At 58.4% G+C, this 12,385-nt stretch carries 7 protein-coding genes and 1 CRISPR repeat array; of the genes, 1 reads left to right on the forward strand and 6 read right to left on the reverse strand.

From position 1 onward, the window contains the following. Positions 1-55: 55 nt before the first annotated feature. The 6 genes from cas6e to BTIS_RS09835 all read right to left on the reverse strand — a co-directional run bounded on the left by cas6e (position 56) and on the right by BTIS_RS09835 (position 8,465). On the reverse strand, positions 56-724 hold the full coding sequence (gene cas6e / locus BTIS_RS09810; RefSeq protein ID WP_094664996.1) for a type I-E CRISPR-associated protein Cas6/Cse3/CasE: 669 nt from the start codon (positions 722-724) through the stop codon (positions 56-58). Next, positions 721-1,551: a type I-E CRISPR-associated protein Cas5/CasD gene (gene cas5e, locus BTIS_RS09815; RefSeq protein ID WP_094664998.1), complete on the reverse strand. Its 831-nt coding sequence runs from the start codon at positions 1,549-1,551 to the stop codon at positions 721-723. Before cas5e ends, cas6e begins: the two co-directional genes overlap by 4 nt. Positions 1,552-1,554: 3 nt before the next feature. Beyond that, entirely contained in the window at positions 1,555-2,733 is a 1,179-nt protein-coding gene (cas7e, locus tag BTIS_RS09820; protein ID WP_094665000.1) for a type I-E CRISPR-associated protein Cas7/Cse4/CasC, read from the reverse strand. Positions 2,734-2,836: 103 nt separating this feature from the next. Then, on the reverse strand, positions 2,837-3,535 hold the full coding sequence (gene casB, locus BTIS_RS09825) for a type I-E CRISPR-associated protein Cse2/CasB (protein WP_094665002.1): 699 nt from the start codon (positions 3,533-3,535) through the stop codon (positions 2,837-2,839). 3 nt (positions 3,536-3,538) lie between these two features. Next, positions 3,539-5,233 (reverse strand): type I-E CRISPR-associated protein Cse1/CasA, encoded by a 1,695-nt coding sequence (casA, locus tag BTIS_RS09830; protein ID WP_094665012.1) that lies wholly within the window; start codon positions 5,231-5,233, stop codon positions 3,539-3,541. A 37-nt stretch (positions 5,234-5,270) separates the two neighbouring features. After that, entirely contained in the window at positions 5,271-8,465 is a 3,195-nt protein-coding gene (locus tag BTIS_RS09835; protein WP_094665004.1) for a CRISPR-associated helicase/endonuclease Cas3, read from the reverse strand. Positions 8,466-8,959: 494 nt separating this feature from the next. Further along, a CRISPR array of direct repeats spans positions 8,960-11,734; the repeat unit is 29 nt; unit sequence GTTTGCCCCGCACACGCGGGGATGATCCG. Positions 11,735-11,868: 134 nt separating this feature from the next. Here BTIS_RS09835 and BTIS_RS09840 point away from each other — a divergent pair. Then, on the forward strand, positions 11,869-12,385 hold a 517-nt coding region (locus tag BTIS_RS09840), incomplete at its 3' end, for an IS1 family transposase (protein ID WP_143248935.1).

Here is a 12,385-nt window from a genome sequence, read left to right on the forward strand (position 1 = left end):
CCTTCCCGAATTCCGGGATTATTACTATGACCTGCTCTACCGTTTCACCGTTCGGTCATTGCCGTTTGGGCAACGGCACCAGACTGAGCAGTCCGAAACCGTAGCCCTTGGCCCGGCCGATACCGCCGGTGAGTGCATGACGCAACAATTCAGGGTCGTCAACCGCGAGCACGCCGTCGTAGACCACAGATGCGAGTGTGATCGTCGCACCCTGACGTCTGAAATCCACCAGTCTGGAATCCCGAACCATAACCTCCGGCATGCCAAGCCGATTGATGGGCATATGGAATCCCGATTCCTTCGCCTTGCGATGCAGCCATTCCAACTGGTCCTCCACGCGCGTCAATCCTTCGCGCTTACCGCGCACAGCCAGACTGCCCGACGCTTTGGACCGCGTGGGGTTGGCCTTGAGGCGAAAACCCCATTCCTGACCTATGGCGAGACGGTCCAGAAATGGCTCATACGCGCATGTCGCCACACTATTCGGCCCGGCTCCAAGTTCCTCGAAGAGCACCTGCGCATCGGGAGTGACCGTGGACACGATATAGAGACGGTTTGGACGCCCGTTCCTGCCCACGTCAAGTCGCCATAGCACACGCTGACTACCATCATGACTGGAATCAACCGATCTAGCAACGATGGCGTGCAAACGTTCCAGCGACATCATTGCCCACCGCGCGTGACGGTGACGAGGATCGATGACGATTCGTGTGAACTGGGTCATAGTTCCTCGCCTTCCGGATCAGCGATCGCATCGAAGATCGCATCACCATCGAACAATGATTGGGGATACGCCACGTCGTTTCCGTTTTCAGGACTATCAGTAGAGTCGACAACTGGCGTATCGGGAGATACCGGACAATCCACGGTGGGTTCCGGTTGCGCATCATCCGGCAGACTGATGATCCTCCGCTGACGCCATTCCCGACGTCTGGGATCGAAACTCACCGGCTCATCGGCCAACGTATCCACAAACGTCCAGTCCAACTGTTCCTCGGAATTTGGTTCGATCATGATCCGTGCAAAACACCGTTCCGGGAACAATGACTCATCCCGGAGCGCCTTGCGCTGATACCACTCGGCGGCTCTCCATGGCGCATGTCGCAACGCGACCTCCAATGATTCCTCCGACATCCAGGTCCGGATGGGCCCGTCCGGCGGGCAGGATCGTCGTCCGAGAAATATCGGATAGTATGGCGAGCGCAACGCTTGCCGATATTCTTCGAGCCGTTCCTTGTCGTCACTTTCCAGTCCGACGAGGAACACGGCGTCCTGCAGATAATAGCGGTTGGATAGCGGCATCATCACGCCACGCTCGTTTTTGGCGGTTTGGTAGTCGCGTAACAGTGTTCCCGGCTGATCGGCTCGTACTCCGAACCGCAGTCCCTGAAATCGAGTGAGTGGTTCGTCACGTCCTATGCCCAATGCAGCCGCGATCATACCGATGACGCCGCTTTTGGTCGGCATCGCTTCGGTCTCGCGACGAGTGAACCGGCTGTTGGCCCCCCATGACTGCATGGGGGCGGCCAGGCGCATCAACAATACCGACATGTGCTACTCCTGATCCTGCACCGGGTCGGACAGTCGTTCACTGACGGTCGTCGTGATGCCGTCCAGCATCTCTCGCATGGACGTACGTTCGGCGAGCGCGTCAGCGGCTACCGTATCGTCACCGATACGTACAACCCAAGTCTTGACTGGGGTAATGCCGTAGACGTCGTCAAATTCCTGTTCGCGTCGGACCAGGGCCTTGGTAGCGTTCTGCACATAATCCGGTTCTACTGGACGTTCGAATGCACCGACGAGGTTCACCGCTTGGGTGTCACGCACGTTCACTATCGCCAGTTCGGGGAGAGTGCCGTGTGCAAACGTGTTGATCTTGCCTTGAGGCATGCTGGTCAGGAAGGCCTGAACGAATGCAGCAACGGCCTTGGCCGTGGCATTGGCGTCGCCTAGCGTGTCATTGAGCCGGTTGGCATCCACGTTCGCATATCGATAGAAGGTGGCTGCGTTGAATTCGATCTGGCCCATCATGGCGGCACCGGCATCGCCTTCCTCGTCGCTGTTCTGCTTGGCATCGTCCACGGCAGTGAAGAAATCCGATTCCGAGTCAACGGCCTGCACACTGATGGCATGCGCCACCTGAGCGGCCGCATCCACGTTGAGATCAGTGTCGTCCGCGACCATGCGGCCGAACAACGCCACGTCGATGGCCCGGTCGTCGGCAACGATCTGCTTGATGGTTTTCTTCGTCGATTTGATGAATTTAGCTGGGTCATCCTGTTCCAATGCCTCGACGACGATGTCGGTCAGGCGATCATACTGGCGATTACCCATGAACAGCAGGTACTGGGACTGCAGTAGTGCCTCATTGCCGTCATCTTCCGCGTTTTTCTTGGCACGGGGCTTGGCGAGTTTGATGCCGGCACCATCTTTCAGTACGGTTTCCGCAAGCTTGATGGCGAGTGCGTCATCCAAATCAGGGAGGCGTGCAAGGATGCGGTCGTGCAGTACTTCCACGACTCGCTTGGTGCGGACGCCAAGATCTTTGGGGTCGAGCAGGTCCTTGAACGTTTCACGAGTGGGGCGCTTCCATGCCTGACTGGAGACGCGGGCACGGGTGACACCACCGTATTCCACGGTCTTGGGACTGCCGGTGTCATCACGGTTCAGATTTCCTGCGGCGGTGGTTTCCAAAGCGTGGATTTCGATGATGGTGCGGTTTGTCGACATGATTGTCCTTTCCGAAGAGGGTTGGTGGTGGTAACTGACTGTGGTTGAGCGTTAGAAGAATAGGTGTGGCAGCTATGCGGTGTTCAGCAACTGTCTCATGGCATCATGATGCGTTGTTGGTTTCCTGATAATGGTAGGCGCTTTGGAAGTCGCGTCCCCAACGAGTGCGGACCACATTCGCCTGATTTCTGGTTCCTCGTAGGGCCAGCAGATCTTGAGCCAGCAGGCCATAGTTGATCGCGATGCGTTCCCGTTTGAGCAGAGTGATCAGCCCGCGTGAGTGCCGGACCAGCTCCTTCCAACTGCCGGCCGTCTGCAGTCGGTCGAACATGCTACGGATGCCGGACTCGTTGAGGTTTCCGTAGGCCATACGACCAACGGCGCGACCAAGCGAAACGTTCTCGTCCGTATGCGCCGACGTTTCATGGTTTGACTGTTGGTGCACCGCGAACAGGGTGACGGCGGCATGTGCAGCCTGTTCACGCGGCGATGGCCCGTTCTGGTATGGTGCCAGATTGCCAGCGATGTCGACATCGTCTATCGGAGGCATCGTCCACGCAAAGACCTCGGGGTCTGCACCCACGTCATGGCCGACGGCGTGGCGGAGTTTTGCTACGGCGGCCGTAGCGTAGGCCTCGTTCCCCAGATATCCGTTCTGCCGGACATGACTGGTATTGTCACGGTTGCTTTGACTGCCTTCGGCCAGTATCCGAACCGTCCGACTGACCCATTTCCCAAACGGTGTGAGTCGTATGTACCGTGGTTTTTCTCCGTTTTGTGGTCCGGGATGATTTCGTTCCATGGATCACATCTCCTTCCGAGTCTGTTCCGGTGCTTCGTCCGCGGTATTGTCTGAATCGACATCCTCCGACGTGGGGAAGATCGTGTTGAGTTTGCTGCGATACCATACTTCGGCGAGCGCGACGGAATAATGGCTGGTTTTGATGTCGCCGGCACTGGTCCGTATGGTGACGTCACGTCCGACGATCGCCCGAGGGGACGCTTGCGCGGCGAGTTGATTGCCGAGACGGATCAGTGTCCGTCGGGCGATGGCACACCATTCATCATGTTTGATTGTCAGATCGTCATCGACGTCGAGTGTGACGACCCATCGTCGGAATACCGAGTCGAACGTGGCGTATCCCAATTCGGATGCCCTCTGTCGTGGGGCTTCGACCGGCATGCCTTCAGATCGGGCGATATTGACTGCCAGATTACGCAGTGCGCCAATACCCTGATCAGTGAGATTCACCGCGCTACGCAGCATCTGTCCCATCTGGGGATCCTGCGTAGTCAGCACGGTAAGGTTCAGATCGAGGAAATCGTCGACCACGGAATCGACCACGGCCTCCTGATTGCCGTATTCGACACCGAAGGCATGAAGTCGGACGGGCAGATGCTCGTCTCCCAGTGCCTCGGTCAACCATTGCAATGTGTAGGGACGGATGAATGACGGCACAGCACCGGTATCGTCGTCCTCGCCAATGGTGAGCGTCGGCAGACCTCGCCACAGGGCCCGAGCCGGATCATGTTTACGCGGCATGTACACCAGCGGTCGTTTCAACGCCTTCTCCTGGGTTTCGCTGCGACGCCAGCCGCTCATCATCTCGAACCACTGGGCGTTCTGCGGTTTGAGACGGTCCCCGTTGCACATCAGCACACCGGTGACCTTCTGCCCCTCGTGTGCGAGCAACATACGACGGGATTGCCAGGTCAGCAGTGTTGCCGGGCCGTGGAAGCACCGCGTGTCGCCGGTTCTGTCCTGCGGCTGGTCGAAACCATCCGCCGCCTTCGCGGTATATGGTTCACGTTCCCAGACCGGTCTGTCATCCACCCACTCTGCGGCAGCTTCACCGAGTCCGAACACCTGCTGACTTACAAAATTCAGCATCAGCGTCTGCCACAAAGTTCTTCCCTCGACCAGGTATCCGCCAAGATGGCCGGTCCACGCCACACCGATGGGATAGCCCTTGCCTCCCTTGACACGAGGATCACCCGCTGCCCCCGACTTGATGCCGGACGCGTCATATGCCTGCACGGTTACCAGCCAGCGAGATGCCTCTGCGGCGCTCATGGCCTTCAACCCTTCACCGATGCGCGTGGTGAAAAACGGTTCGCCGCTGGGCACGTCCAGAACAAGTCGCTCCAGACCGGACACTTCGTGTTTGGCGGTATGCAGTCCCGCGACTTGATAGAACGGCGCTACCTTGTCGAATATATCGAACCGATCATGATAACGGTCACAGTATTCACGGATCCGGCGAACGGTTTCAGGTTTTCCGGAGCCGCCGTCCAGCAGCCGACGCCAGTTTGCAGGACTGAGATCATTGCCATACACGCCATACAACGCACCGGTCAGAAAACGACTCAGAGTGAACCGCTGCAATGGAATATCGCCATCGATACTGCGGATCTCATCGGCACGCGTAAGCGTATCGACAATGGACAACTCAGCATAGGAACCATCAGACATCGTGACGGGAATCCATGCACGATCCATCAGGTTGAACGATGCTTCATTGTCAGCGGCAAGCTCACTATTCGACACGTGTCACCCATCCCTTCGTCATTGAATATTGGAAGCGCAACGTTTTCATTGTCTCACCATCCTTTCCGGAAACCTGTATTGGATATTCCGCTTTTCCATCGCCGTCCAGCACGATCAGCAATTGTCCTGCCAGACTCCGGTCCTGCTGCATATAGTCGAACCATTGCTGTGGCGTATTGCATTCCAGCGCGTTGATGACCGCATCAAGATTTTGGTAAGCAAGTGAGAACCGTGAAAGCGCAATGGTGCAGGATAGGATGTTTCGTACCTGCCTACGGTCCGGAACGCCCATGCCAGACGGCAATGGGCCCGTATCAAAATCTCCCCATGATGGCAGCTGAAGGTATCCATCGACATCTCTCTGCAGCACAATAGCCTCGAACGAATCATCGCCCTCACGAACTCCGGTGGAACTCGGATGCTGCTGAACCGTGCCCGGTGCATCCGGATCCGGCATGGCTGTTTTCAGCCAGTCATCAAGCGTGAACGTTCCCCGGGGATCCTGAGGCTTGAAAATGCGGCTGCGATGAGCCTCACATTCACTCGCGTCTATGGTGTCCTGCAAGCTCTCGTATGCCACGATTTCCCCGCCATCTCCGCCCCTCCATGATTCTGGGCAAACGGGCACATCCCCATAAACGCTCTGCACCAGCCGAGGAATATCATCCGGTACCGAAATCGTCGTTTCTCCGCCTTCGGGAATGTTCAAAACGGCAAGAGAACGCATCAGCAGATACCGGTGGTATACGCTTTCCAGTCCTCTGGCGAACTGTGGCGGATCCTGATCGGACTGTTGCACCACTCCCGATACGTACAATCGTGCCTTGCGCAATGGCAATGGCCTTTGGCATTCACCTTCGCCACGACGATGACGATGCAGACGTCCCGATCGTTGCAAAATCAAGTCGATGGGCGCAATGTCCGTGACCATCATATCGAAATCAACATCCAACGATTGCTCCACCACCTGCGTGGCCACCACGACTCCAGACCGCTGACCGGAATCGCTGTTCTTGCCGTATCGATGAATCAGGTCACGATCGATACGAGCGCGGTCAAACGCCAAAAAACGGGAATGAGCCAATGTCACGTCCATGTCTAGTTTTCCCCGCAACACGTCATAGGTCTCCTGGGCACGGGAAACCGTATTACGGATCACGACGGCACATCCACCATCTCGTAGCCGTTCACGCAACAGAGTAGCCAGAACGTCATTGTCATCGTCCAGCATTGATACGCAAATATCAGTGGAACGCCCCGACGCAGCAGGAGAGGAATCAACGATAGCGCTCTTTGTGGCCACTGAAATCAATGGATACCGCAGATCCAACGAGGACAGCACAGGGTTGTCGGCAGCGTTATTGCTCTCGCCAGTATTGTCGCCATTATCATTCCGACAACCGGGGTTCTTCTCGCAGGAATCATGTGACAATTGCCGTTCTGGATTAGGCTCCACCATGTCCACGGCAACGGCCCCTGATCTATACGCCTTCAGAAACGCCCTACGTTTGGTTTGCGGCAACGTCGCACTGAGCATGATGACCGGCGTGCCATACGCCCCCAACCATGACAGCACGGTCTCCATATATACGTTCATATACGCCGTGTTTGAATGGACCTCGTCAAGAATCACCACCTTGCCGGCGAGCGCCGCATGCCGTAACACGACATGTTTGCATTGCAATCCGGCCATGAGCACCTGATCGATGGTACCTGTCACGAACGTCGATAGATTGCCACGTTTGGGGCCGGTGAACCAGGAGTTCACCACGGCCTGCAATGTCATGCGATCATCTTCGTCGTTGCGCCCAGAATCGTCTTCACCGTATACAATGCCGTCGAATGGCCGATCGGCAAAACCCTTGTCAAGGCCATGCCCGTCATCGAACCACTGTTCACGCAACGTCTCATAGTCGTCGTTGAGTTCACGCTTACCATGCGCCAGAAACAGCGAAGCCATCATGCGTCTGTCTTCGGCAGGCAGATGACCGATCCAATCAAGAATACGTGTGAACATGGCATTGACCGTCGCCTGTGTGGGCAACGCGTAGTAGACACCACCACAGTGAAATCGCGAAGCAAGAATCTCCGCGGCCAGCAGCGCGGCTTCCGTCTTGCCCTCCCCCATGTTTGCTTCAACGATCATCAGTCCGGGATCGGGCATGGTCTGCGCCATACGTATTGCTTCATATTGCACGGGACGGAGTTTCGCACCCGGAATATCGAATTGTTCGGCGAACAGACCATCTGCGGACTGATCGATTCCGGTCACCTTCCATGGTTCCGGCAGCTGTAATCTGCGCCATGCGCGATCGGCACGACGACGAGGATCAAACAATTCCAGATCCGACTCCGATTCGTTCAGCGGGCACAGTCGCGTATCGCTGGCGATCCAATCCGCGATGATCACCAGCGCAGTCAGCAGAATCAGCGTCCGCCGACGCAATGGATGATCTTTCAGGGAATGTAGAAGAGAGCGAATGTCGAGCGTATCCGCAATCCAGTCAAGGAATTCAGAACGCACGTCTGACCAAGATTTATCGCCGACGAAACCTTTGGCATTCCAAGAGTTCAACCACCGTTGCTTGTCTTTTGTCAATGACGTGCCATGATGACCGGCGACGATATCGGCAAGACCATGGGCAAACGTTCCCGAAGCGATTGGGAAATCCTGAGATCCCAGCCATTTCAATACGGCCTGATAGCCAACCAGTTCATGACGGTATTTACGACGGTCCTTATCCTTACTGAGGTTAGGTCTGATGGAGAAACCCGCCATTTTCACGTAGTAGTCACGGTCTGATTTCACTACGAACGCAGGAGACGCCTTGCCGATATCATGGATTGCCGCAACGAACTGATACAGACGTTTTGCTGATTGATCGTCACCGACGTCCATGGCAATCAATCGCCGGACATCGTCGGCGACGAACTCGTCCCAGACCTTCAGTGCGATCTCGCCGGTATCTTCCATGTGCTGCCATAGTTGCAGATAACGCTCATCGGTAGTGTCACGGAAAACGGTTTTCGCCCAAAATGAGAGAGCTCGTTCAGATAGCGGCGCGGGGATGCCAGACGGGAAATGGAAAGACCGCAAAGGGGCTGACTGTGAAAAGGACGATTCAGGAAAGCTCTCGGAGGCATGCACTTGGGACACGTGAACGTTCCTCCTTTGGAGCGACATTTTAACCTATGTCTATTACTATGGAGAGTACCATCATCCAGAAGCGTCTGCAACCATCCCCGCAATTGCAGGGCAAACGACATATTAAACCTATGTCTCGGAACACCCCCGTGCACGGGGAATCACAGGCTTGGCATATTCATCCTATACGCCCTCGCAGTCTCCCGACTTATGCGACCGCATCTTGTGGCGTCTCTCAGCCAAGGTCCAGGCGCACAGGTTCCGTGATAGATTGGCAAACAATCGACTAGCAGAATGGCAAAGAATGGAAGAGGCCTTCATTGCACAGCAACAACATCTCGTACCAAACGCGGCCATTCGAATCGCGCTCGCGACAAAAACAACTGCACTGGTTTCCGGTGCCTAAACGCAAAAGCCCGACTTCTACGAACGCAAACACATCAGCCATCACGGCAGACGTAACAAATACGTCAAGTGCACCAATCGATTTTTTTGGCATGCTGCTCGTCTTCGTTTCTTAGTAAAATCAGACTGTTTGCCCCGCACACGCGGGGATGATCCGCCGATCTCATCGCCCACGGGTGGACGCTCGACGTTTGCCCCGCACACGCGGGGATGATCCGATCGGCTTCTGACCCTCCTCCCAATAACCAGAGTTTGCCCCGCACACGCGGGGATGATCCGATTCCCGCGACCTGCGCAAAGGATGAATATCGGTTTGCCCCGCACACGCGGGGATGATCCTAGTCCTGTCCGCTGTCGGGGGTGATGATCCGGGTTTGCCCCGCACACGCGGGGATGATCCGCGCACGGGCCAAGCCAACAGTACCGGATCCAGGTTTGCCCCGCACACGCGGGGATGATCCGACCATAGGCCCCAGTGAAATGGGTACGGACTGGTTTGCCCCGCACACGCGGGGATGATCCGGAATTGGGGCGTGTGGGTGTGGAGGATTGCACGTTTGCCCCGCACACGCGGGGATGATCCGGGCCCGCAGGGTGAGCAGGGGCCGCAGGGCGAGTTTGCCCCGCACACGCGGGGATGATCCGGGGCCGAAGGGTGACAAGGGTGATCCCGGTGCGTTTGCCCCGCACACGCGGGGATGATCCGTACGAGCGTAGGCCGGGCCAGCGCGGGCGCGGGTTTGCCCCGCACACGCGGGGATGATCCGGATTCGCCGTTGACGTCCACCGTCCACGCGGAGTTTGCCCCGCACACGCGGGGATGATCCGCAGTTACATTACTCAATGGCATCTCAACATGTGTTTGCCCCGCACACGCGGGGATGATCCGGCCCGGTCAAGGGTCACCCATTTAGCACAGTAGTTTGCCCCGCACACGCGGGGATGATCCGCCTACCTCAACACGTTGAACCTGACACCGCAGGTTTGCCCCGCACACGCGGGGATGATCCGGCGCCGGGCGACCCCGTGGTGTCCTTCAGCGCGTTTGCCCCGCACACGCGGGGATGATCCTAATGGAATTTGTCTGCGTTCTCACAGGCGACCTGTTTGCCCCGCACACGCGGGGATGATCCCTCCCCCCGGATAGGTACGTGATCGTGCCGTCCGTTTGCCCCGCACACGCGGGGATGATCCGTGCGCCACCAGACGCGGGTCAGCAAGAAGCCTGTTTGCCCCGCACACGCGGGGATGATCCGGACGTAATCAAAGGCACGCTGGTCAGCCTCCTGTTTGCCCCGCACACGCGGGGATGATCCGCTGAATGGTTGGCCTCGCTAAAGGGGTTGGATGTTTGCCCCGCACACGCGGGGATGATCCGCGGTCCGCGGCACCGGGCTCGACGGGGGAAACGTTTGCCCCGCACACGCGGGGATGATCCGATGGTCGCCGAAACCACACGCGAACTACTCAAGTTTGCCCCGCACACGCGGGGATGATCCGTCAGCGGCATCGTGGACGGCATCAAGGGCCTAGTTTGCCCCGCACACGCGGGGATGATCCGCTCAAGCAGGACTATACGCCCCGTGAACTCACGTTTGCCCCGCACACGCGGGGATGATCCGGAGTTCGTGAGGGCACCATCTTGTGCGAGTTGGTTTGCCCCGCACACGCGGGGATGATCCGAGACGGCGGGGTGCTACCGCTCGGGAGGCTCCGTTTGCCCCGCACACGCGGGGATGATCCGAAACAACCATTGAAAAACAACCATTGAAAAACGTTTGCCCCGCACACGCGGGGATGATCCGTCATCATATGACAAATATTGATAAAGGCTGGGGTTTGCCCCGCACACGCGGGGATGATCCCGCCTCGTGTGGGCGTGATGGTGCCGCCGGTGCGTTTGCCCCGCACACGCGGGGATGATCCGGACACCGGTAGCCGATTCTTCGACCTGTCCGGGTTTGCCCCGCACACGCGGGGATGATCCGGCGTGGGCGGGCGTCAAATGAGCATGAATCCAGTTTGCCCCGCACACGCGGGGATGATCCGAGGATACGGCCGCGATCTCGCCGCCTTCCGTCGTTTGCCCCGCACACGCGGGGATGATCCGAACATGCGTTATGAGATCACGACGGCGGCCGAGTTTGCCCCGCACACGCGGGGATGATCCGTGGGGCCGCGGGGGCTTGAACCCCGGACCGACGTTTGCCCCGCACACGCGGGGATGATCCGTAGGACGCGGCGAGGCCCCCGTGGCCGTTGGCGTTTGCCCCGCACACGCGGGGATGATCCGGTCGCCCGCGCCAAGGTACGGCCGCGTGGTGAGTTTGCCCCGCACACGCGGGGATGATCCGATGTGCACACTCATTAAGGCCATCGCCATCGAGTTTGCCCCGCACACGCGGGGATGATCCGGTGCGGTTATGAGTACGCGCGCATGGGTGCAGGTTTGCCCCGCACACGCGGGGATGATCCGACTGCCGTCATCGTTGACCGTGACGGTCAGCCGTTTGCCCCGCACACGCGGGGATGATCCGGTCCTGGCTGGGATTGAGCGGCATGCGGTAGAGTTTGCCCCGCACACGCGGGGATGATCCGGCGACAACGGCCTCGTCTTCCGTGAAAACAACGTTTGCCCCGCACACGCGGGGATGATCCGAGTACAAAAGGGGAGTTTGGTGAGTACAAAAGGTTTGCCCCGCACACGCGGGGATGATCCGCTATTCCGCAGCACCAGAACGGACAACAAGTGGTTTGCCCCGCACACGCGGGGATGATCCGTTCCGCATCCATACGGGTTTCCTCGCTTTCCTGTTTGCCCCGCACACGCGGGGATGATCCGTCCACGGCGGCGGGCTGGGCGGCGGCGCATTGGTTTGCCCCGCACACGCGGGGATGATCCGTTCAGGGTTATAGGAACTTTTGTGGTGCTTATAACTGGCATCTGGCCTTGTGGCAGTAGGCGTGTCGGCTGGTTATTTTCGACGGCGGGAAAATAGCCGGCTTGTGCCATGGGTCGGGTGGTGGGCTGGATGTCGTGAGAACGAAATCCAGCAAGGCGAAGAAGTGCCCGATCTGCGGTCGGGCGATGAAGAAGAACGGCAGGACCGCGAAGGGCACCCAACGGTGGAAGTGTCCCGACTGTTCGTTGAGCTCGACGATGCCGCAGGAACGGGCCGCGCGGGCGCGCATGCTGGACGAATTCCTGACCTGGCTGCTGGGCAGGCAGCCGCAGTGTGCGATCGACCCGTCCGGTGACTCGCGCGCCCTGCGCAAGCGCACCGCCTGGTGCTGGAACATCCATCCGCGCATACCGTCCGTGACGGCCAGGCATCATACGGTGATGGCGGACGGCACGTACATGGACCACGGCTGGTGCCTGATCATCGCCATCGACGGCGAGACCGGCGAGACGCTTGACTTCCAATGGTGCGGGCATGAGTCCAAGGCGGCCTACACGGCGCTGTTCTCGCGCATGCCCGCGCCGGACGTGCTCGTCACCGACGGGCTGCGCGGCGCGGAGACCGCCTGCCGTGAGACCTGGCCCGGCACGC

This window comes from Bifidobacterium tissieri, from assembly GCF_002259645.1.
GTDB lineage: Bacteria > Actinomycetota > Actinomycetes > Actinomycetales > Bifidobacteriaceae > Galliscardovia > Galliscardovia tissieri.